This is a genomic window from Piscinibacter gummiphilus, assembly GCF_002116905.1.
GTDB lineage: Bacteria > Pseudomonadota > Gammaproteobacteria > Burkholderiales > Burkholderiaceae_C > Rhizobacter > Rhizobacter gummiphilus.
Genome location: NZ_CP015118.1, coordinates 5,773,707 through 5,795,115, shown reverse-complemented (window position 1 = coordinate 5,795,115; position 21,409 = coordinate 5,773,707). Strand labels below are relative to the sequence as shown.

Genomic DNA, 21,409 nt, shown 5'->3' with positions numbered 1-21,409 from the left:
CGGGTCAGCGTTTCGGGGCGAGCATGGTGCCGCGGCAGGTGTCGGTGCCGCAGCGGCACTCGAATTCCTTCTTCAGCTTCTTCGTGTACTTCTGGTCGATCACGAGGCCGTAGTCGTAGAACAGCTCCTCGCCGGGCAGGATGGGGCGCAGCGCCTTGATGAACACCCGGCCGTCGACCTCGTCGGCCTCGCAGTTGGGATCGCAGGCGTGGTTGATCCAGCGGGCGGAGTTGCCCTGGACGTTCCCGTCGATGACGTGTTCCTCGTCGACGTGGAAATAGAAGGTATGGTTCGGCTGGCTCGGGTCGTGCGGGTGGCGCCGCAACGCCTCGGGCCAGGTGATGACCTCGCCCTTGTACTCGATGACCGTGTCACCGGGGAGAATCTCGGCGACGGCGAAGACCCCGCGGCCGTGGACTCCCGACTGACGGACCTGGATTCGGCGCCCTGACGTGGGGGCGGCGGCGGAAATGCGGTTTTTCGGGGTCTTGGCGGCGCGGGCTTGCGTCATCATCGTCTTTGGGTACATTGAAATCGTAGGTGCGCGCATGAGCGTGCGTGCGCCTGCGGCGCGCGTGCGTATACACGCACACAAGCCTCGATTGTAGAGAGACACGCCGACCGGGTCGGCGTTTGCATCAGAAAGAGCCATGAGCAAGACCCTCATCATTGCCGAGAAGCCTTCCGTCGCGCAGGACATCGTGCGCGCGCTGACCCCTGTTGCCGGCAAGTTCGAGAAGCACGACGAGTACTTCGAAGGCGAGCACCACCTCGTCACCTCGGCCGTCGGCCACCTGCTCGAGATCAAGGCGCCGGAGGAGTACGACGTGAAGCGGGGCAAGTGGAGCTTCGCGAACCTGCCGGTCATCCCGCCGCACTTCGAGCTGAATCCCATCGACAAGAGCAAGGGGCGGCTGAACGCCATCGTCAAGCTCGTCAAGCGCAAGGACGTCTCCGAACTCGTCAACGCGTGTGACGCGGGCCGCGAGGGCGAACTGATCTTCCGGCTCATCCAGCAGCACAGCAAGAGCAAGCACCCGGTCAAGCGCCTGTGGCTGCAGAGCATGACGCCCGCGGCCATCCGCGAGGGCTTCGAGAACCTGCGCACCGACCAGCAGATGCTGCCGCTCGCCGACGCCGCGCGCTGCCGCTCCGAGGCCGACTGGCTCGTGGGCATCAACGGCACGCGCGCCATGACCGCGTTCAACTCGCGCGACGGCGGCTTCTTCCTGACCACCGTGGGCCGCGTGCAGACGCCCACGCTGTCCATCGTGGTGGAGCGTGAAGAGAAGATCCGCCGCCACGTCTCGCGCGACTACTGGGAAATCAAGGCCACGTTCGCCGCGCAGGCCGGCGAGTACGACGGCAAGTGGTTCGACCCGAAGTGGAAGAAGAACCCCGACGACCCCGAGCTGCGCGCCGACCGCGTGTGGAACGAGGCCGATGCCAAGGCCATCGCCGACGCCTCGCGCGGCCAGCCCGCCTCGGTCACCGAGGAATCGAAGCCCAGCACGCAGAGCGCCCCGCAGCTGTACGACCTGACCAGCCTGCAGCGCGAGGCCAACTCGCGCTTCGGCTTCTCGGCCAAGACCACGCTGTCGCTGGCCCAGGCCCTGTACGAGAAGCACAAGGTGCTGACCTACCCCCGTACCGACAGCAAGGCGCTGCCGGAGGACTACGTGCCGGTGGTCAAGCAGACCATGGAGATGCTCGCCACGGAGGACCTGCCCGGTCCGCTGCAGGCGCTGGCCGCGCATGCGCGCAAGGCCGTGAAGGAAGGCTACGTCAAGCCGAACAAGCGCATCTTCGACAACGCGAAGGTGTCGGACCACTTCGCCATCATCCCCACGCTGCAGGCCCCGAAGAGCCTCACCGAGATCGAGGCCAAGCTGTACGACATGGTCGTCAAGCGCTTCCTCGCGGTGTTCTACCCGTCGGCCGAGTTCCTGGTCACCACGCGCATCAGCACGGTGGAGGCCGCGGGCAAGTCGCACAGCTTCCAGACCAACGGCAAGGTGATGGTCAAGCCGGGCTGGCTGGCCGTGTACGGCCGCGAGGTGCAGGAGGACGACGCCAACCTCGTGGCCGTGGAGCCGGGCGAGAAGGTGCGCGCCGAAAGCGTGGACCTCAACGCGCAGAAGACCAAGCCGCCGGCGCGCTACTCGGAAGCCACGCTGCTGAGCGCGATGGAAGGCGCCGGCAAGCTGATCGACGACGACGAACTGCGCGAGGCCATGCAGGAGAAGGGCCTCGGCACCCCGGCCACGCGCGCGGCCATCATCGAAGGCCTGATCCTCGAGAAGTACATCATCCGCGACGGCCGCGAGCTGATCCCCACCGCGAAGGCCTTCCAGCTGACCACGCTGCTGCGCGGCCTCGGCGTGGAAGACCTCACCAAGCCCGAACTCACCGGCAACTGGGAGCACCAGCTGTCCGAGATGGAAAAGGGCCGCCTGAGCCGCGAGCGCTTCATGGCCGAGATCGCCGCCATGACGGAGCGCATCGTCGCGAAGGCCAAGGAATACGACCGCGACACCATCCCCGGCGACTACGCCACGCTCAAGACCCCGTGCCCGAACTGCGGTGGCGTGGTCAAGGAGAACTACCGCCGCTTCACCTGCACCGGCGCCGACGGCGCGAGCGAGGGCTGCGGCTTCTCGATCGGCAAGATTCCGGGCGGCCGCAGCTTCGAGCTCGACGAGGTGGAGCAGTTCCTCGCGAACAAGCGCATCGGCCCGCTCGAGGGCTTCCGCTCGAAGGCCGGCTGGCCGTTCACGGCCGAGCTCAAGCTGACGTTCGACGACGAGATCAAGAACTGGAAGCTCGAGTTCGACTTCGGCGAGGACGCCAAGAAGGACGGCGAGTCCGGCGAACCGGTCGACTTCTCCGACCAGCAGTCGCTGGGCCCGTGCCCGAAGTGCCAGGGCCACGTGTACGAACACGGCGCGAACTACGTGTGCGAGCACAGCGTGGGCGCGAAGGTCACCTGCGACTTCAAGACCGGCAAGATCATCCTGCAGCAGCCGGTGATCCGCGAGCAGATGACCAAGCTGCTCGAGACCGGCAAGACCGACCTGCTGGAGAATTTCGTGTCGAACAAGACGCGCCGCAAGTTCAAGGCGTTCCTCGCGTTCGACAAGAAGGAAGGCAAGGTGAGCTTCGAATTCCAGCCGCGGGCCGCGAAGCCACCGGCGGCGAAGAAGACTGCGGCCAAGACGGCCGCCAAGAAAGCGGCTTGACCGGGGTGCCGCGCCCGTGACCATGCACAGGAACAACAAGACCATGAACGTGATGACCAAGATCGTGACGCCCGCGCTGCTGGGCCTGCTGCTCGGCGGCTGTGTCAGCGTGACGATGCCCTCCGAGATCGAGGCCGCCCGCAAGGCCGCCGAGACCGCGAAGGAGCAGGCGGCCGCGAAGGACCTGATCCAGCAGGCGCGTGGCGCGGCAGGCACCGGCAAGGACAAGCCGGTCATCACGCACTCCTACATCGGCAAGGACAACCAGACCGTCGCCGACATCAAGCAGACCTGCGTGGTCGAGGCCACGCAGAAGCTCGCGCAGAGCGTGGGGACGGATGTGCGGTCGGTGGTGCTGGAGAACGAGGTGGTGACCGCGAAGGGCAAGGTGGTCGCCAACTGCAAGCTCGCGCTGCAGGAATAACGCCCCCGCGCACGTCATCCCGGCGCAGGCCGGGACCCTGGGGGTGCCTTCATGCGCCACTCGGTGAGCCACCGCCCGAGGTCCCGGCCTGTGCCGGGATGACGGTGTGTGGCGGGGGCGGTTCTACGTAGAAGACGCAACGCGCCGCTGCGGGTTTCCACGGATACTCGTGGCCCCATGCTCCTCGGCCCCGTCCTGCTCAAGCTCGTCGCGATCCTGTGTGTGATCGCGCTCGGGTACGTGGTCGGCCGGGCGCGGTGGCTGGGTGACAACGATCCGGCGCGCACGCTCGGCAATGCGGCGTTCTATATCTTCGTCCCGGCGCTGCTGTTCCGCACCACCACCCGGCTCGACATCGGCGCGATGCCGTGGGGCACGCTGATCGCCTTCTTCGTGCCGGTGGTGGCCCTGATGATCGGGGTGTACGCGGTGCTGCGCTGGCGCCTGCAGCCGGGCGAGCCGGTGGCCGGGCCCAGCGTGCGGTCCATCAGCGCCTGCTTCGGCAACACCGTGCAGATGGGCATCCCGATGGCCGCCGCGATGTTCGGCGAGGCGGGGCTGTCGATCCACGTGGCCCTGGTGAGCCTGCATGCGCTCACGCTGCTGACCATGCTCACGGCCTTCGTCGAGATGGACCTCGCGCGCGACCGCGTGCGCCAGGGCGGCGGCGACACCCACGTCGGGCGCATGCTGCTGACCACCGCCCGCAACACCGTGATCCACCCCGTCGTGCTGCCGATCCTGGCCGGGTTCGCCTGGAACGTGCTCGGCCTGCCGCTGCCGGGCCTCGTCGACGAGACCCTGCTGCAGCTCGGCCAGGCCGTGGTGCCGCTGTGCCTCGTGCTGATCGGGATGTCGCTCGCCTACTACGGGCTCAAGGGCGCCTTGCGCGGGGCCCTGTGGCTGTCGGCGCTGAAGCTGCTGGTGCTGCCGCTGGCCGTGCTGGTGGTGGGCCACTGGGGGTTCGGCCTCACCGGCCTGCCGCTCGCGGTGGTGGTGATGGCCGGCGCGCTGCCGGTGGGCAACAACGCGCTGATCTTCTCGCAGCGCTACCGGACGCTGGAGGCCGAGGCCACGGCGACCACCGTGGTCTCGACGATCCTGTTCGCCGCCAGCGCGCCGCTGTGGCTCTGGGTGCTGAGCCTGATCCGCTGATCAGGTCGAACGGGCGACCAGGTCGAAGTGCTCGACCACGGGCGGCGCCGCGAAGAACGGGCCCACGATGGCGCGCCACTGCGGGAACAGCGGGCCTTCGCGGAAGTCCTTCATGTGGTTGTCCAGCGTCTCCCAGTAGATCATCAGCAGGTAGCGCTCGGGCGACTCGATGCCGCGGTTGACCTTGTAGCCGCGGAAGCCGGGCGACTTCGCGATCACGGTCTCGACCCCGCGCTGGATGGCTTCGTCGAAGGCGGCGTTCTGGCCGGGCTGGATGCGGATGTCGGCAAACTCAAGAATCATGGGATCTCCAAGGGGGACGAGGGCCGGAGCATAGGGCCATCGCGGCGTGGACCGTGTCGGGCCCGACACGGTTGTGACCGCGTGCCTCGTCCTGGCAACATGTCAAATTTTGTCACTTTTACCGCCGCCATCCAAAAACAGTGGAAAAATGCGCGTTCCATCGGCGAACGCCGGTGACAAATTGCATCTTTTGTGTTGCGCCCCGGCGCAATCACTCAAACTCCACCGCACGACTGCCACGGCCCCGCCGAAGCAGTGTGCGCCTCAGCAGTAAAACGAAGTACATCCGGTCACGGATTCACACGGGTTGGGTATCAAGGCCCTCCTGAGAATGCCGAGAAACCGGATGGGGAAACCGCGAGCGGCCCCATGGTGTGGCCGCCACGGACAGGGAGAAATTCCAGATGAAGAACGCGCGTTTTTGGTCCGCCCTGCTGGCGGTGGCGGTCCTGTCCGCCTGCGGCGGCAGCAAGGGGGCTGAGGAAACCGGCACCACCACGCCGTCGAACGGCACGGCCGGTTCGGGCTCCGGCGGCACCGACACCGGTTCCAACACGGGCTCCGGCTCGGGTTCGGGTTCGGGGTCCGGCAGCGGCTCGGGCACCGGTTCCGGTTCGGGCTCCACCACGCCGGTCCTGACGCTGACCCGCACCGGGTCGGGCACCATCACCTCCGCCCCCGCAGGCATCTCCTGCGGCGGCACCTGCTCCGCGTCGTTCGCCACCGGCACGGCCGTCGAACTGACCGCCACCGCCGGCTCGGGCTACACGTTCTCGGGCTGGACCGGCGGCGGCTGCTCCGGTACCGCGTCCTGCAAGGTCACGCTGAGCTCGTCCCAGGTCGTCCAGGCCGACTTCGTGCCGGCGACCGTCACCGGCACGCAGTACGTGCCCCTGACGCTGGCCTCCGGCCCCGCCGCGGCGCGTGTTCCGGTGCGCACCGGCGTGCCGTTCCCGGTCGGCGCCGTCAGCAGCATCGCGAAGCTGCGCCTCGAGACCACGGCCGGCACCGAAGTGCCTGCGCAGTTCGACGCGCTGGTCTACTGGCCCGACGGTTCCGTCAAGGTCGCGCTGACCCAGATCGTCGCGAGCCTCGGCTCGCAGGCCGACTACCGCGTCGCCTACGGCCCGAACGTGTCCCGCGCCTCGCTGGCCACCCCGGTGAGCGTCACCGGCACCGGCAGCACCGGCCTGACCGTGGACACCGGCCTCGTGCAGTTCGCCGTGACCACGAAGGGCGTGGTCAACAAGGTCTCGCGCAAGAGCGGCACCGTCTACAACCCGGTCATCGACGGCGGCGAGTTCTTCCTCGTCAACGCGAAGGACAACCTCGAATACACGGCGTCCGCTGCCGGCGACGCCGTCGTGACGGTCGAGGAGAGCGGCCCGCTGCGCGCCGTGGTGAAGGCCACCGGCACGCTGACGGCCTCCGGCGGCTCGAACCCGATCAAGTACCTGGTGCGCTACTACGCCAGCCAGGGCTCGGACAAGATCGACGTCGAGGCGACGATCATCGACGACCGCAAGGAAGACAACGTCCAGGTCGTGCCCACCACGTTCGCGTTCGCCGCGAAGGCGCTGGGCCTGCGCTGGAACTACGTCGCGACGTCGGCCGAGTACCGCTTCGGCGGCGAGAACGGCGCGGCCTACGGCGGCACGGCCGCCGGCGAGACCTACATCGCGCAGGGCGGCAAGTTCAACTACGTCGACGGCGTCGACAACGGCCACACCTTCAGCTACACCGGCGCCGGCACGGGCGCCAAGGCCCCGGGCTGGATGGCCGTCGACGGCGGCAATGCGCACATCGGCGTGATGGTGAAGGACTTCTGGCAGCAGTTCCCGAACGAGCTGAGCGTCAACACCACCACGAAGACGATCACCGCGTCGCTGTTCCCGGCCCGTTCCGTGGGCGCCACCGCGCAGACCACCGCGCCGGCCCCCACCGCTACCGAGTACCTCCGCGCGAACACGCTGTACTTCGCTCGCCCGGGTGGCGCGAAGACCTACCAGCTGCGCCTGGCCATCGACGAGGCCAAGGCCGGCACGACCGACCTCGTCGCGCTGAACGAAAGCTTCCAGCGCCACCGCCTCGAGCTGATGTCCACCCCGGCGTGGTACGCGGCCTCCGGCGTGTTCGGCGACCTGAACGTCGGCGCGTCCACCACGGGCGCCACCGGCTACAACGCCTACCTGATGCAGGACATCTACGAGCGCAGCGTCGAGAAGACCGACGGCAACGCCACGATGTTCGGCTGGCGCGACTACGGCGACCGCCTGCGCGCGGGCTGGAACGTCGTGAACAACGTGAAGATCCCGAGCTTCTACAACGACACGCACGTCGGCGCGAACAACTTCTTCACCCAGTTCCTGCGCACGGGCGACCAGCGCTGGTACGGCATCGCCGAGATCGCCACGAACCACTTCCGCGACATCGACGTCTCGCACGGCCCGCGGTCGGGCTACTGGGACGGCACCACGCCGGCCGGCGAGATCCATGCGATCTCCCACGAGAACATCGACCACCAGGTGCGCAACATGCACTGGGGCCACGCCCACGTGAGCGGCATGAGCGACAGCTGGCTGCTCACCGGCGACAAGCGCTCGAAGGACGTGCTCGAGGAAGTGGCCATGTGGTGGAAGGCCGTGTCGCCGCAGTTCTTCAAGCGGCCGTTCGCGATGGCCGACAAGTACCGCGAAGCCGAGCGCGACTACGGCTGGCCGCTGTACGTGATGAACGAGTGGGTGCGCGCCACCGGCGACGCCACGTACCACAAGGACGTGGCCGGCGGCCTCGTCGACTACCTGAACCAGTGGTTCCGCACGCCGGCCAACCACATCGGCTACAACGCGGCGACGAACGTGATCTCGAACAACGTGATCAACCAGAACAACGCGGCCGCCGGCACGGGGTACTGGACGATGACGAAGATGGACAACAACCTCGGCTACAACGCCACGGGCACGAACCCGTGGATGGCCGGCGCGTTTCTCGGCAACATCATCAAGTTCTACGAAGCCGACCAGCTGTTCACCGCCGCGGGCAAGGGCTCGGGCCTGGACCGCACGCAGATCGTCGACATGATGCTGCAGGGCATGGACTACATCGTGAAGTACGGCTACGACGACACGAAGCAGTGGTTCGTGTACTCGGAGACCACCCGCACGTACAGCGGCGGCGACACGCACATCATCTACCCGCTGGCCTACCTCGACCGCCTCTACAAGCAGGAGAAGGCCGCCGGCCGCCTGGTCAACAGCAGCTGGTACACCTCGCAACCGAAGTGGGCCACCATCGCCACCCGCCGCTACGACGAACTGAACGCCATGAAGGTCGGCGCCAACACCCAGTCGTACGGCTTCTACGGCTACGAGATGGTCTACCCGGCGGACTTCTTCAAGGTCATGCAGGACACCCTGAACCGCTGACCCCGGCGGTCAGCCAGCCCAAAGAAAGAGCGCCCCGCGGGGCGCTCTTTTCATTGGCGATCAGCGAACGATCAGACGCGCTCGACGATCAGCGCGATGCCCTGGCCCACGCCGATGCACATCGTGCACAGCGCGTAGCGGCCGCCGGTGCGGTGCAGCTGGTTCACCGCGGTGGTGACCAGGCGGGCACCGCTGGCACCCAGCGGGTGGCCGAGGGCGATGGCGCCGCCGTTCGGGTTCACGCGCGGGTCGGTGTCCTGCAGGCCCAGGTCGCGCAGCACGGCGAGGCCCTGGGCGGCGAAGGCCTCGTTCAGCTCGATCACGTCGATCTGGTCGAGCTTGAGGCCGGTCAGCTCCAGCACCTTGCGGGTGGCGGGGGCCGGGCCCATGCCCATGATGCGCGGGGCGACGCCGGCGGTGGCCATGCCCACCACGCGGGCGCGCGGCGTGAGGCCGTTCTTCGCGGCACCGGACTCGCTGGCCAGCAGCAGCGCGCAGGCGCCGTCGTTGACGCCCGAGGCGTTGCCGGCCGTCACGGTGCCGTCCGGGCGCACCACGCCCTTGAGCTTGGCGAGCGCCTCGAGGCTGGTCTCACGCGGGTGCTCGTCCTTCGAGACGACGATGGGGTCGCCCTTCTTCTGCGCGATGGTCACCGGGGTGATCTCGGCGTCGAAGAAGCCGGACTTCTGCGCGGCCACGGCCTTGAGCTGGCTCGCCAGGGCCATCGCGTCCTGCGAGGCGCGGTCGATCTTGTAGTCGGTGGCGACGTTCTCGGCGGTCTCGGGCATCGAGTCGACGCCGTACATCTCCTTCATCAGCTTGTTGACGAAGCGCCAGCCGATGGTGGTGTCGTAGACGGCGTTGCTGCGGCTGAAGGCCGACTCGGCCTTCGGCATCACGAACGGGGCACGGCTCATGCTTTCCACCCCGCCGGCGATCATCAGACGGGCTTCGCCCGACTTGATGGCGCGGGCCGCGGTGCCCACGGCGTCCATGCCGGAGCCGCACAGGCGGTTCACGGTGGCGCCGGGCAGCTCGATCGGCAAACCGGCCAGCAGGCTGGACATGCGGGCGACGTTCCGGTTGTCCTCGCCGGCCTGGTTGGCGCAGCCGAAGATGACGTCGGTGATGGCGGCCCAGTCGACCTTCGGGTTGCGGGCGATCAGGGCCTTCAGCGGGATCGCGCCGAGGTCGTCGGCACGCACCGACGACAGGGCGCCGCCGTAGCGGCCGAAGGGGGTGCGAATGGCATCGCAGATGAAAGCGTCGGACACGGAATTCTCCTGAATGGAAACAAGGACAGCGGGGCCGGGGCGGGCCCGGGCAGCGGCTGGCGGAATCGGCGGGGGCGGCGCCTTCTGGGCGAGGCTCGGGCCGGAGGGTGTTGTCGGATGCTCCGAGTTTAAGTCGGGTGAAACGCCAACTCTGTCACCGGTGTGCGGTCAGGAGAACAAGCCCTACTGGACAAAGCCTCGCGCGCAATGCAAATTCCGGCCGGCTCCCGATCCCATGATGCGAAAAGATGCACCCAACCGTGCTGCAGTTCCGATTCCAGACCGCTCTCCCTGTCAGTTGTGTCAGGTGCGTCCGTTCCGTCCCCGGCTTAACCTCAAGTCTCGGGGAGTGACCGCCGAAAACGCCTTACCAGCCAAGCCTTCGCTCAAGGAGGCCACGCGGTTCACGGTATGAAAGACGCCTTGCCAACATCGCTGATCGAGGTACAGAAGCTGCGCGTGGGGATGTTCGTGCATCTCGACGTCGGCTGGATGGCGCATCCGTTTCCGCTGAGCAGCTTCAAGATCTCCTCGGCCGACCAGATCGCCACCATCCGGGGCCTGGGCAAGGCCCGGGTGCGCTGGAGCCCGGACAAGAGCGATCCCGACGCCGCAGCCGAGACCGTCGTGGTCGCGGAGGCCGCCGAGGCCGCCAACGCCCCGGCGATGGGCTCGGGCATCGGCGTCCCCGTCGAGACCCCGCAGGCCGCCGAGGCCCGCCGCCACCGCGAGGCGCTGGCCGCCGCGCGGTCGCGCCTGACCCTGTGCGAGCGCCAGTTCGCCGAAGCCACCAAGGCGTGCCGCCAGGCCACCGAGGCGGCCCTCACCCGCCCCGACGAGGCGCGCACCACCGCCGAGGCGCTGTCGCGCGCCTTCGTCGACAAGATGGTGGGCGACCAGGAGATGTGCATCCGGCTGCTGACCGAGGCCGCAGGTGACAAGGCCTCCCACCACGCGGTCAATGTCGCGGTGATCTCGCTGCTGATGGGCCGCACCTTCGGCCTGTCGCAGGACGAGATGATGGACGTGGGCGTGGGCGCGCTGATGCACGACATCGGCAAGCTCGAACTGCCCGAGCGCGTGCGCCATCGCGAGGAACACTTCACCGTCGCCGAGACCCAGTTCTACCAGGAGCACGTGGCCCACGGCGTCACCATCGCCCGCAAGATGGGCCTGCAGCCCGGCGCCACGCTGGTCATCGCCCAGCACCACGAACACGCCGACGGCAGCGGCTTCCCGCTCAAGCTCAACAGCGACCGCATGACCACGGCCGCACGCATCGTCTCCCTCGTCAACCGCTACGACAACATGTGCAACCCGCACGTGCCGTCGCGCGCCCTCACGCCGCACGAGGCGCTGTCGCTGCTGTTCGCCCAGGGCAAGAACCGGTACGACACGGCCATCCTCGGTGCCTTCATCCGCATGATGGGCGTGTACCCGCCAGGCTCCACGGTGCAGCTCACCGACGACCGCTATGCTCTGGTGATGTCGGTCAATTCCACCCGCCCGCTCAAGCCCACGGTGCTGGTCCACGATCCCAGGACGCCGCGCGACGACGCGCTGCTGCTCAACCTCGAGGCCGACTCGCGCCTGGGCATCCGACGCAGCCTGAAGCCGCAGGCGCTGCCGCCGGACGCCATCGCCTACCTGTCGCCCCGCCCGCGCGTTTCCTACTTCTTCGAACCGAACGTCACCACCGAGGATCCGGTGGCATGACCGGTCCGGCCGTTCGCGAGGCGTGGTCCGCGCTCATCGAGGGTTTCCTCGATGCGGTGTGGCTCGTCGACGGCGACACGCTCCGCATCACCGCCGCCAACGCCGCCGCCGGCACGCTCTTCGGCATCGAACCCTCGGCCCTGCACGCGCGCACGGCCGCCGAACTCAGCGCCACGCCGGAAGACCTCGCGTTCTGGGAGGGGGTCGACCACGGCTGGCAGGACGCCATCGTCTCCGAGTCGCTGGTGCGCCGCTTCAACGGCACGGTGGTGCCGGTCATGCGCCGGGTGAGCCGGGTCGAGTCCGATGGCCGGGCCGTCTACGTGGTGGTGTTCCAGGACCGCAGCGCCCACCAGGCCACGCAGGACGAACTCGAGCACCGGCTCTCGGAACTGCGCGCCACGCTCGAATCCACGGCCGACGGCATCCTCGTCACCGACCTCGCCGGCTCCATCCGCGGCTTCAACCGGCGTTTCGCCGCGTTGTGGAACCTGTCGGAAGACCTGCTGACCCAGCGCGACGACGCCGCCGTGCAGGCGTGGATGCGCAGCAGCGTCGTCGACGTGACCGACTACGACCGGCGGCTCGCCGCCATCCGCGACGCCACGCTGCTCCAGACGAGCGACGTGTTCGCGCTGCATTCCGGCAAGGTGATCGAACGGGTCACCTTGCCGCAGTGCAGCCGCGGCCAGCCCATCGGCCGGGTGTTCTCGTTCCGGGACATCACCGAGAAGCTCGCCGCCAGCCAGCGCATCGAGGAGCTGAGCCAGACCGACCCGCTCACCGGCCTGCCGAACCGCCGGCTGCTGGCCGACCGCGTGGAGTTCGCGCTGGCGATGGCCCAGCGCAACGGCCATTCGTTCGCGCTGATGGTCGTCAACCTCGACCGCTTCAAGCACATCAACGACACCTTCGGCCTCGGCTTCGGCGACCGCGTGCTGCTCGAGGTGACCGACCGCATCAAGGGCTGCCTGCGCAGCCTCGACACGGTCGCGCGCCTCGGCAGCGACGAGTTCGTGCTGCTCGTGCACAAGGCCGACGCGCAGGGCGCCGAGGCCACGGCGCGCCGCGTGATCGAGGCGATGTCCCGCCCGTTCCGGCTCGACGCCGTCGAGTTCACCGTCACCTGCAGCATCGGCGTGGCGCTGTGCCCCAACGACGGCGACAACCTCGACGAGCTGATGCGCCGCGCCGACGCCGCGATGCACCGCGTGAAGGAACTGGGCCGCGCGAGCTTCCGCTTCCACCAGGCGCAGGCCGACACCGCGCCGCGCTCGCAGATGCACATCGACCACGCGATGCGCCAGGCGCTCGTGAGCGGTCATTTCCGCCTGCACTACCAGCCCCAGATCGACCTCGCCACCGGCGACGTCGTCGGCGCCGAGGCGCTGATCCGCTGGCGCGACCCCGTGCTGGGCGACGTGTCGCCGGCCGAGTTCATCCCGCTCGCCGAGGAGAGCGGCTTCATCATCGCCATCGGCGATTGGGTGCTCGCGCAGGCCGTGCGCCAGGCGGCGGCGTGGCGCGCGGCGGGGTGGGACTTCCCGGTGTCCATCAACGTGTCGGCGCTGCAGTTCCAGCAGGCCGACTTCATCGAACGCGTGGCGTCCACGCTGTCGGCCGTGGGGCTGCCGCCGAACCGGCTGGAACTCGAACTCACCGAATCCATCCTGATCCACGACGCCGAGGACGCGCTGCACCGGCTCAAGGCGCTCGACCAGCTGGGCGTGCTGATGTCCATCGACGACTTCGGCACGGGCTACTCGTCGCTCGCCTACCTGAAGCGGTTCCCCATCGACCGGCTGAAGATCGACCGCAGCTTCATCCGCAGCCTGCCCGGGGACACCGGCGACGTGGCCATCGTCAACGCCATCGTGCAGATGGCCCGGGCGATGCAGCTGCGCGTGATCGCCGAGGGGGTGGAGACCGAGCCGCAGCGGCAGTTCCTGCTCGACGCGGGCTGCCACGAGTTCCAGGGGTTCCTGTACTCGCCGGCCCTCGACGTGCCCGCCTTCGAGGCGCGCCTCGGGCGCCCGGCACCGCCGTCGAAACCCAGCATCCGTCTGGTGACCGGGTAAGGGCTCTGCCGTCCGGCGTACGATCATGGTCTCTCCGCTTCCAGGAAGACCCCGATGCTCTACAAATTCAGATCGAAGGCCGGCAGCGACGTGATCATGATGGGCGCCAACGGCGACGAGGTGCTGCGCGTGATCGGCAAGTCGCCGGCGCCCACCGGCATCATCGAACCCGCCGCCATGCCCGCGGCCATCGCCGCCATCGAGCAGGCCATCGCCGCCGAGGACACCCTGCGCAAGCAGCAGGAAGCCGAGGCCGAAGCCGAGGGCAAGACCCTGCCGCCGCGCGAAGGGGTGTCCCTGCGCCAGCGTGCCTGGCCCCTCGTCGAACTGATGAAACGCGCCCAGCCCGCCGGCCACGACATCGTCTGGGGCGTCTGAGACAGGAACCCGCCATGAAACTCGACAGCAACGACTTCACCGACCACCAACCCCTGCCCGCGCGCTTCGCCGCCGGGAAGCCCGACGGCCAGGGCCAGGCCACCTTCTCCGACGACGTGAACCCGCACCTGGCGTGGTCCGACGTGCCTGCCGGCACCCAGTCGTTCGTGCTGGTCTGCTGCGACGGCGACGTGCCGAGCCGCGGCGACGACGTCAACCAGCCCGGCCGCGAGGTGCCCGCCGACCTGCCGCGCGTCGACTTCTTCCACTGGACTCTCGTGGACCTGCCCGCCGCGCTGCGCGAGATCGCCCAGGGCGAGTTCGCCAAGGGTTTCGTGCCGAAGGGCCGGCCCGGTCCGGCCACGGCGCACGGCGCGCGCCACGGCCTGAACGACTTCACCGGCTGGTTCGCCTCGAACCCGGACATGGCCGGCCAGTACTTCGGCTACGACGGCCCGTTCCCTCCGTTCAACGACGCGCTCGTGCACCACTACGTGTTCACGCTCTACGCGCTGTCGGTGCCGAAGGTGGCCGTCGACGGCGCGTTCACCGGCGCCCAGGTGCGTGCCGCGATCGCGCCGCACGTGCTCGCCGAGGCCTCGCTCACCGCCACCTACACGCTCAACGCCCGCCTCCTGTGAACCAGACCACCCGCATCCTGGCGATCCGCCACGGCGAGACCGCCTGGAACGTCGACACCCGCATCCAGGGCCAGCTGGACATCCCCCTGAATGCCACCGGACGCTGGCAGGCCGAGCAGCTCGGCCGCGCCATCGCCGACGAAGGGCTCGACGCCGTCTACACGAGCGACCTGGCCCGCGCCCGCGAAACCGCCGAGGCGGTGGGCCGCGGCGCCGGCCTGCCGCTGGTGCTGGACACCGGCCTGCGCGAGCGCGCCTTCGGCGTGTTCCAGGGCCTCACGTTCGCCGAGATCGAGGCGCAGTGGCCAGAGGCCGCAGTGCGCTGGCGCAAGCGCGATCCATCGTTCGGACCCGACGGCGGCGAGGTGCTCACCGAGTTCTACCAGCGCTGTGTCGACACCGCGGCCCGCATCGCCGCGGCCCACCCGGGCCAGTCGATCGCGCTCGTGGCCCATGGCGGCGTGATGGACTGCCTGTACCGCGCGGCCACCCGCGTGGACCTGCAGGCGCCGCGGTCCTGGCTGCTCGGCAACGCGAGCATCAACCGGCTGCTGTGGTCCCCCGAGGGCTTCTCGCTCGTGGGCTGGAGCGACACGCAGCACCTCGACGGCGCGGTCGCGCGCGACGAGACCAACGACGCGTCCGGCGCCGGCCGCGTGGGCCACGCCGCCTGAGCGGTTCCCCTCGGGGAAACCGCTCTGTCGCGTGCGCCCGGATGGGGCGAGCATGGGGCCATGACCGGCCCCCAAGTCATCGTCCTCGCAACCCCCGTCTTCCTGCTGCTGATCGCCCTCGAGTGGTTCGTCGGCCGGCGGCGCGGGCGCGACACCTACCGCCTCAACGACGCGCTCAACAGCATCGGGCTCGGCGTGCTGAGCCAGATCGTCGGCGTGTTCAGCGCCGTGATCACGCTCGGGCTCTACACGGTGGTGTTCGAGCACGCGTCGCTCGTGCAGCTGTCCGCGTCCAGCCCCTGGGTGTGGGTCGTCGGCCTCATGCTCTACGACTTCTGCTACTACTGGCACCACCGCCTGGGCCACACCGTGGCGCTGTTCTGGGCCGCGCACGTGGTGCACCACCAGAGCGAGGACTACAACCTCAGCACCGCGCTGCGCCAGACCGGCAGCGGCTGGGTGGCCGGCTGGCTCTTCTACCTGCCGATGGCCGTGCTCGGGTTCCCGCCGCTGGTCTTCGCGGTGGTCGCCCTGATCGACCTGCTCTACCAGTACTGGGTGCACACGCAGCAGATCGGCAAGCTCGGCGCGTTCGACCGCTGGTTCTGCGCGCCCAGCAACCACCGCGTGCACCACGCGGTGAACGACCGCTACCTCGACCGCAACTACGGCGGCATCCTGATCGTGTGGGACCGCCTCTTCGGCACGTTCCAGGAGGAGGTCGACAGCGACCCGTGCGTGTACGGCAGCCGTGGCCCGCTGCGCAGCTGGAACCCCCTGTGGGCGAACCTGCAGGTGTACGCGGGGCTGGCCCACGACAGCTGGCACACGAAGCGCTGGTCCGACAAGCTGCGCGTGTGGTTCGAGCCACCGGGCTGGCGGCCTGACGACGTCGCGGCCCGGTTCCCGAAGGTGCCGTTCGACATCGCGAAGGTCGAGCGCTTCGACCCGCCGATGTCGCGCCGCGCCGCCGGGGCCGCCGCTGGCCTGTTCGTGGTGCTGCTCGGCGCCACCGCATGGTGGCTCTGGAACGCCCACCTCCTCGCCACGGGAACGTCGGTGGCCGTGGCGGCCGGCATCGTCGCGGGGCTGTGCGCCGTGGGCTGGTTGTGCCAGCGCGCGGCGACCGACGGCGAACCCGCTGCGATGGCCCCCCTCATCGATTCTTAAAAACTCGCCGGCACAATCGCGGGTTTTCCCACCGGAGCCCGCCCGATGATCCGTTCGATCACCTGCCTCGTTGCGGCGCTCGCCGCGTCCGCCCCCGCGTTCGCCCAGCCCGCCGCCCCCGACAACAACTGGAACGTCACGCTCGGGCTCGGCGTGGTCAGCACCCCCGAGTACCCCGGCAGCGACCAGCAGAAGGTCATGCCGGTGCCCGTGCTGCTCGCGAACAACGGCCGCTGGTTCCTCGGCGCGCTGCCGGCCGCGGGCGTGCCGTTCGGCATCGGCTACGACCTGGTGCGCACTTCGCAGTGGCGCTTCGGCCTCGCCGTGGGCAGCGGCTTCGCCCAACCCCGCGAAGAGAAGGACGACGCCCGCCTGGCCGGCCTGGGTGACATCGACGCCACCGCGCAGCTGGCCGCGTTCGGCAGCTTCACCGAGCAGTGGTTCACCGCGCGCGCGGCCGTCACCACCGACATCGGCGGCAACGGCCACGGCACGTACGGCCTCGTGGACCTCGAAGGCAAGTACCGCGTGACCGAGCGCTTCGCGCTGAGCGTCGCGCCGGGCTTCACGTTCGGCGACCGCCGCAACCAGCAGACCTTCTTCGGCATCGACGCCACCCAGAGCGCCCGTTCGGGCCGCGCCGAGTACCACGCCGACGGCGGCCTCAACAGCGTGCGCCTCGCCTTCGGCGCGGAGTACGGCCTGTCCCCGCGCTGGGGCCTGGGTGCACGCGTCGTGCTGTCGAAGCTGCGCGGCGACGCGGCCGACAGCCCGATCACGCAGGACACGACCCAGAACACGTACTCGGTGTTCTCGACCTACCGGTTCTGACGTTCCGACCCGGCCGCCCTAGAATGGCGGCCGTGACCGCGCCCCGCACCGCCCCCCGACACCACCGCCTCCTGCTGGCGGTGCTGCTCGTGCTGTCGTTGCTGTGGCAGCCGTGGGTGTCCACGGCGCACGCGGTCGCGATGGCCTCGGGCACCGAGGTCTGCACCAGCACCGGTCCGCAGGTGTTCGACGCGAACGGCAAGGCCATCGACGCCCAGCCCCGTTCGTGCCTCGACTGCTGCGGCGCCATGACGCCGCCGGCGCTGCTGCCCACGGTGGCCGCGATGGCGTTGCACCCGCTGTCGCACGCGGCCCCGGCCGAACCGCTCACCGCCCAGCGCCTCGCGGCGCAATGGCTCGCGCCGCTGTCGCGCGGCCCGCCCGTCCTCTCCTGATCCGACCTGCCATTCCCCGCGTGGTGCACCACCGCGCGGGCTCGCATTCGTTTCTGGAGACACCATGTCCCGCATTCCCCGGCCGCTCGCGGCCCTGGCGCCGCTGTGCGTCCTCGCCTCGTTCGCCCATGCCCAGACGGGCGTCGAACTCGCCCCGGTCGTCGTCACCGGCCAGAAGAACCCCGACCAGTCCACGCTGACCCAGCCCGACCTGCCCACCGCCCGCCAGCGCCTGGCCACGGTGCCCGGCGGGGCCGAGGTGGTGGATGCCGCCACGTACGACAGCGGCCGCGTCTCGAACCTCACCGACGCGCTCGGCAACGCCACCGGCGTCTACGTGCAGCCGCGCTTCGGCGCCGAGGAGTCGCGCATCTCGATCCGCGGCTCGGGCCTGCAGCGCACCTTCCATGGCCGGGGCCTCAAGCTGATGCAGGACGGCGTGCCGCTGAACCTCGCCGACGGCAGCTTCGACTTCCAGGCGATCGAGCCGCTGTCGGCGCGCTACATCGAGGTGTGGCGCGGCGCCAATGCACTGCAGTACGGCGCGGCCACGCTCGGCGGCGCGGTCAACTTCGTCTCGCCGAACGGCTACAACGCCGACCTCCTGCGGGTGCGCGGCGAGGCCGGCAGCTTCGGCTACGGCCGCGTGCAGGTCGCGACCGGCGACGTGAACGGCCGGCTCGACCACTACGTGTCCGCGAGCGGCTTCCGCCAGGACGGCTTCCGCGACCACGCGCAGCAGTCGACGGGCCGCCTCTCCGCCAACCTCGGCTACCAGCTGGCCGACCACCTCGAGACCCGCTTCTACCTGGGCTACGTCGACAGCGACTCCGAACTGCCCGGCTCGCTGACGCGGGCGCAGCTCGAGAGCGACCCGAGCCAGGCGGCCGTGGGCAACATCACGGGCGACCAGCACCGCGACATCCGCTGGACGCGCCTGTCGAACAAGACGGTGTGGCAGGACGGCCCGCAGCGTGTCGAAGGCTTCGTGTTCCTGTCCGACAAGACCCTGCACCACCCGATCTTCCAGGTCATCGACCAGCACAACCAGGACGTGGGCCTCGAGCTGCGCTACGTGCGCGAGGACGGCCCCAACCGCCTCACCGCCGGCATCGCGCCGAGCCGCGGCGTGACCGACGAGGACCGCTACGTCAACGTCGGCGGCCGTTCGGGCGCACGCACGAACGCGTCGAAGCAGACCGCGAGCAACGTCGAGGTGTACGTCGAGGACCAGTACCTCCTGCGCCCCGATGTCGCGCTGATCGCCGGCCTGCAGCACGTCGAGTCGTCCCGCCGCCTGGAGGATCGGTTCGTCGTGGCCGGCGTCGACGAGGGCTTCGACCAGCACTACAGCGGCACGAACCCGAAGCTCGGCGTGCGCTGGGACCTCTCGAAAACCGTGCAGGTCTACGCGAACCTCTCGCGCAGCATGGAGCCGCCCACGTTCAGCGAACTGGCCGGCGGCCTCACGCCCACGCTCAACGCCGCCCAGCGCGCGGACACCTTCGAGGTCGGCACGCGCGGCCGGTGGAACGGCCTCGTGTGGGACACCTCGTTCTACGAGGCCCGCGTGAAGGACGAACTGCTGCAGATCGCCGTCAACTCGGCGGGTGCCAGCACCACGGTGAACGCCGACCGCACGCTGCACCGCGGCATCGAACTGGGCCTGTCGGGCGAGGCGCTGCGCCGGCCCGAAGGCCAGGTCGAATGGTCCGCCAACGCGCTGTGGAACCACTTCCGCTTCCGCGACGACGCGGTGTACGGCAACAACGCGTTGCCTGGCATCCCGAAGTACTTCGGCCGCGCCCAGGCCGGCTGGCGCTTCGCGCAGGGCACGCTGGTGGCGCTGCACGCCGAAGGGTCGAGCGGCTACCCCATCGACTTCACGAACAGCTTCGGCGCGAAGCGCTACGTGATCTGGGGCCTGCGCGCGTCCGGTGACGTGGTCAAGGGCGTGTCGTGGTTCGTCGACGGGCGCAACCTGTCGGACAAGCACTACGCCTCGGCCACGGGTGTCGTGCGCAACGCGGGCGGGGCCGACACGGCGCAGTTCATGCCGGGCGATGGCCGTGCCGTGTATGCCGGCCTCGACTGGAAGTTCCGCTGAGATGCGTCGCCCCGCGACCGGGCAGGGAAACTTGTCCGACAGTTTGACGAGACCGGCTCGATGCCTAGACTGGGTCAGGCCTCAACTGCCGGAGACCTCCCATGTGGACACGCCGACTGACCCTCGCCGACATGCCCCAGTCGCTGGGCACCTTCAAGCCCGTGGGGCACGTGATGATCGCGCTGCCCGAGGGCGAGCCGGTGCGGCAGGCCGCGCAGGCCCTGCTCGAGGCCGGCTTCGAGGCCGAGGACATCCTGCACTTCGACTCGGAGGAGGGCCAGGTGCGCATGCGCGAGATGATCGAGCACAGCAGCGAGGCCGCGGGCTTCGGCTACGAGATCACGCTGATGCGCCGCTACCAGAAGCTCTCCGACGAGGGCCACCGCTGGCTGCTGGTGTACGCGCCGGAGGACGAGGAGACCGACCAGGTGACCGCGGTGGCGAAACGCTTCGGCGCGCCGATGGCGGTCAAGTACCACCGCCTCGCGGTGCAGGACCTGATCTAGACCGCGTCGAACAGGTCGGGCGCGCTGCCGCGCTTCGGCGGGGTCACGCCCAGGTGGCGGTACGCCGCCATCGTGGCGATGCGCCCGCGCGGTGTGCGCTGCAGGAAGCCCTGCTGGATCAGGTACGGCTCGATCACGTCTTCGATCGTGTCGCGTTCCTCGCCGATGGCCGCGGCCACGTTGTCGAGGCCCACGGGCCCGCCGTCGAAGCGGTGGATCACGGCCTCGAGCAGCTTGCGGTCCATCACGTCGAAACCCTGCGGGTCCACGTCGAGCATCTGCAGCGCGCGGTCGGCCAGCGGCTTCGTGATGCGGCCGTCGCCCTTCACGTCGGCATAGTCGCGCACGCGGCGCAGCAGGCGGTTCGCGATGCGCGGCGTGCCGCGCGAGCGGCGGGCGATCTCCACCGCACCTTCGGCGTCGATGGGCACGTCGAGCAGGCCCGACGAACGCGTGACGATGCGCGCGAGTTCCTCGGACGTGTAGAACTCGAGGCGCGCGACGATGCCGAAGCGGTCGCGCAGCGGGTTCGTGAGCATGCCCGCGCGGGTGGTGGCGCCCACGAGCGTGAACGGCTGCAGGTCGAGCTTGATCGAGCGGGCCGCCGGGCCTTCGCCGATCATGATGTCGATCTGGTAGTCCTCGAGCGCGGGGTACAGGATTTCCTCGACGACCGGCGAGAGCCGGTGGATCTCGTCGATGAACAGCACGTCGTTGCGTTCGAGGTTCGTGAGCAGCGCGGCCAGGTCCTTCGGCTTCTCGAGCACGGGGCCCGAGGTCTGGCGCAGGTTCACGCCCAGCTCGTTCGCGATGATGTGGCTGAGCGTGGTCTTGCCGAGGCCCGGCGGGCCGAACAGCAGCACGTGGTCCATCGCCTCCGACCGCTTCTTCGCCGCGCCGATGAAGATCTCGAGCTGCTCGCGCGCCTTCGCCTGCCCCACGTACTCGGCCAGGCCCTTCGGACGCAGCGCGCGTTCGATGGCCTCCTCGTTCGGCGAGGCCGGGGCGGCGCTGACGACCCGTCGCACGGGCTCGAATTCGTCGGTCTGGATGCTCATTCCCCCATTATCCCGTTCGCTGACAATACCCGGGC

Annotated in this window: 17 protein-coding genes and 1 pseudogene; 14 read left to right on the top strand and 4 right to left on the bottom strand. The window is 69.3% G+C overall.

All coding sequences use genetic code 11. From position 1 onward, the window contains the following. Positions 1 to 4: 4 nt before the first annotated feature. Complete coding sequence (locus A4W93_RS26545; RefSeq protein ID WP_174694897.1) at positions 5 to 514, bottom strand: SET domain-containing protein; 510 nt, start codon at positions 512 to 514, stop codon at positions 5 to 7. A 136-nt stretch (positions 515 to 650) separates the two neighbouring features. On the opposite strand from A4W93_RS26545, the gene A4W93_RS26540 reads away from it, so the two are divergent. The 3 genes from A4W93_RS26540 (at position 651) to A4W93_RS26530 (ending at position 4,818) form a co-directional block, all read left to right on the top strand. Continuing rightward, on the top strand, positions 651 to 3,239 hold the full coding sequence (locus A4W93_RS26540) for a DNA topoisomerase III (protein ID WP_085753470.1): 2,589 nt from the start codon (positions 651 to 653) through the stop codon (positions 3,237 to 3,239). A 43-nt stretch (positions 3,240 to 3,282) separates the two neighbouring features. After that, positions 3,283 to 3,663 (top strand): hypothetical protein, encoded by a 381-nt coding sequence (locus A4W93_RS26535; protein WP_157131784.1) that lies wholly within the window; start codon positions 3,283 to 3,285, stop codon positions 3,661 to 3,663. A gap of 177 nt (positions 3,664 to 3,840) precedes the next feature. Then, a complete protein-coding gene (locus A4W93_RS26530) occupies positions 3,841 to 4,818 on the top strand; it encodes an AEC family transporter (protein ID WP_085753468.1) in 978 nt (325 codons plus the stop codon). On the opposite strand, the gene A4W93_RS26525 is transcribed toward A4W93_RS26530, so the two are convergent. Next, the gene (locus A4W93_RS26525) at positions 4,819 to 5,121 is read right to left on the bottom strand and encodes an antibiotic biosynthesis monooxygenase family protein (protein WP_085753467.1); all 303 of its coding nucleotides are present in this window, start codon (positions 5,119 to 5,121) and stop codon (positions 4,819 to 4,821) included. A 404-nt stretch (positions 5,122 to 5,525) separates the two neighbouring features. Between A4W93_RS26525 and A4W93_RS30220 the strand changes: the two genes are divergently transcribed. Further along, positions 5,526 to 8,546, top strand: a complete 3,021-nt coding sequence (locus A4W93_RS30220; protein ID WP_157131783.1) for an exo-rhamnogalacturonan lyase family protein — start codon at positions 5,526 to 5,528, stop codon at positions 8,544 to 8,546. Positions 8,547 to 8,617: 71 nt separating this feature from the next. Here the strand turns inward: A4W93_RS30220 and pcaF are convergent, their stop codons facing one another. Further along, positions 8,618 to 9,820: a 3-oxoadipyl-CoA thiolase gene (gene pcaF / locus A4W93_RS26510; protein ID WP_085753464.1), complete on the bottom strand. Its 1,203-nt coding sequence runs from the start codon at positions 9,818 to 9,820 to the stop codon at positions 8,618 to 8,620. 423 nt (positions 9,821 to 10,243) lie between these two features. Between pcaF and A4W93_RS26505 the strand changes: the two genes are divergently transcribed. The 10 genes and pseudogenes from A4W93_RS26505 (at position 10,244) to A4W93_RS26460 (ending at position 20,316) form a co-directional block, all read left to right on the top strand. Next, complete coding sequence (locus tag A4W93_RS26505; protein ID WP_320409208.1) at positions 10,244 to 11,536, top strand: HD-GYP domain-containing protein; 1,293 nt, start codon at positions 10,244 to 10,246, stop codon at positions 11,534 to 11,536. Continuing rightward, on the top strand, positions 11,533 to 13,614 hold the full coding sequence (locus tag A4W93_RS26500; RefSeq protein ID WP_085753462.1) for a putative bifunctional diguanylate cyclase/phosphodiesterase: 2,082 nt from the start codon (positions 11,533 to 11,535) through the stop codon (positions 13,612 to 13,614). The genes A4W93_RS26505 and A4W93_RS26500 overlap by 4 nt, the downstream gene beginning before the upstream one ends. Before the next feature lie 54 nt (positions 13,615 to 13,668). Then, entirely contained in the window at positions 13,669 to 13,992 is a 324-nt protein-coding gene (locus A4W93_RS26495; protein ID WP_085753461.1) for a DUF1840 domain-containing protein, read from the top strand. A gap of 14 nt (positions 13,993 to 14,006) precedes the next feature. Then, positions 14,007 to 14,633 (top strand): YbhB/YbcL family Raf kinase inhibitor-like protein, encoded by a 627-nt coding sequence (locus tag A4W93_RS26490; RefSeq protein ID WP_085753460.1) that lies wholly within the window; start codon positions 14,007 to 14,009, stop codon positions 14,631 to 14,633. Then, positions 14,630 to 15,307 carry a histidine phosphatase family protein gene (locus tag A4W93_RS26485; protein WP_085753459.1) on the top strand — a complete coding sequence of 226 codons (678 nt, stop codon included), beginning with the start codon at positions 14,630 to 14,632 and terminating at the stop codon, positions 15,305 to 15,307. The genes A4W93_RS26490 and A4W93_RS26485 overlap by 4 nt, the downstream gene beginning before the upstream one ends. Positions 15,308 to 15,367: 60 nt before the next feature. Next, positions 15,368 to 16,411, top strand: a pseudogene (locus tag A4W93_RS26480) (sterol desaturase family protein); the annotation flags it as partial. A gap of 111 nt (positions 16,412 to 16,522) precedes the next feature. Further along, on the top strand, positions 16,523 to 17,308 hold the full coding sequence (locus A4W93_RS26475) for a MipA/OmpV family protein (RefSeq protein WP_085753457.1): 786 nt from the start codon (positions 16,523 to 16,525) through the stop codon (positions 17,306 to 17,308). Between the two features lie 32 nt (positions 17,309 to 17,340). Beyond that, positions 17,341 to 17,703 (top strand): hypothetical protein, encoded by a 363-nt coding sequence (locus A4W93_RS26470; RefSeq protein WP_157131782.1) that lies wholly within the window; start codon positions 17,341 to 17,343, stop codon positions 17,701 to 17,703. Positions 17,704 to 17,767: 64 nt separating this feature from the next. Then, complete coding sequence (locus A4W93_RS26465) at positions 17,768 to 19,810, top strand: TonB-dependent receptor family protein (RefSeq protein ID WP_085753455.1); 2,043 nt, start codon at positions 17,768 to 17,770, stop codon at positions 19,808 to 19,810. Between the two features lie 101 nt (positions 19,811 to 19,911). After that, positions 19,912 to 20,316 carry a hypothetical protein gene (locus A4W93_RS26460; protein ID WP_085753454.1) on the top strand — a complete coding sequence of 135 codons (405 nt, stop codon included), beginning with the start codon at positions 19,912 to 19,914 and terminating at the stop codon, positions 20,314 to 20,316. On the opposite strand, the gene ruvB is transcribed toward A4W93_RS26460, so the two are convergent. After that, positions 20,313 to 21,374, bottom strand: coding sequence for a Holliday junction branch migration DNA helicase RuvB (gene ruvB, locus A4W93_RS26455; protein ID WP_085753453.1), 1,062 nt, complete (start codon positions 21,372 to 21,374; stop codon positions 20,313 to 20,315). The two genes, A4W93_RS26460 and ruvB, sit on opposite strands and share 4 nt — an antisense overlap. Positions 21,375 to 21,409 lie beyond the last annotated feature (35 nt).

What these genes read in the sequence shown, in the direction of transcription:
- A4W93_RS26545 (WP_174694897.1), bottom strand. Translation starts at nt 514, where the DNA reads ATGATGACGCAAGCCCGCGCCGCCAAGACCCCGAAAAACCGCATTTCC.
- A4W93_RS26540 (WP_085753470.1), top strand. Translation starts at nt 651, where the DNA reads ATGAGCAAGACCCTCATCATTGCCGAGAAGCCTTCCGTCGCGCAGGAC.
- A4W93_RS26535 (WP_157131784.1), top strand. Translation starts at nt 3,283, where the DNA reads ATGAACGTGATGACCAAGATCGTGACGCCCGCGCTGCTGGGCCTGCTG.
- A4W93_RS26530 (WP_085753468.1), top strand. Translation starts at nt 3,841, where the DNA reads ATGCTCCTCGGCCCCGTCCTGCTCAAGCTCGTCGCGATCCTGTGTGTG.
- A4W93_RS26525 (WP_085753467.1), bottom strand. Translation starts at nt 5,121, where the DNA reads ATGATTCTTGAGTTTGCCGACATCCGCATCCAGCCCGGCCAGAACGCC.
- A4W93_RS30220 (WP_157131783.1), top strand. Translation starts at nt 5,526, where the DNA reads ATGAAGAACGCGCGTTTTTGGTCCGCCCTGCTGGCGGTGGCGGTCCTG.
- A4W93_RS26500 (WP_085753462.1), top strand. Translation starts at nt 11,533, where the DNA reads ATGACCGGTCCGGCCGTTCGCGAGGCGTGGTCCGCGCTCATCGAGGGT.
- A4W93_RS26495 (WP_085753461.1), top strand. Translation starts at nt 13,669, where the DNA reads ATGCTCTACAAATTCAGATCGAAGGCCGGCAGCGACGTGATCATGATG.
- A4W93_RS26490 (WP_085753460.1), top strand. Translation starts at nt 14,007, where the DNA reads ATGAAACTCGACAGCAACGACTTCACCGACCACCAACCCCTGCCCGCG.
- A4W93_RS26475 (WP_085753457.1), top strand. Translation starts at nt 16,523, where the DNA reads ATGATCCGTTCGATCACCTGCCTCGTTGCGGCGCTCGCCGCGTCCGCC.
- A4W93_RS26465 (WP_085753455.1), top strand. Translation starts at nt 17,768, where the DNA reads ATGTCCCGCATTCCCCGGCCGCTCGCGGCCCTGGCGCCGCTGTGCGTC.
- A4W93_RS26460 (WP_085753454.1), top strand. Translation starts at nt 19,912, where the DNA reads ATGTGGACACGCCGACTGACCCTCGCCGACATGCCCCAGTCGCTGGGC.
- ruvB (WP_085753453.1), bottom strand. Translation starts at nt 21,374, where the DNA reads ATGAGCATCCAGACCGACGAATTCGAGCCCGTGCGACGGGTCGTCAGC.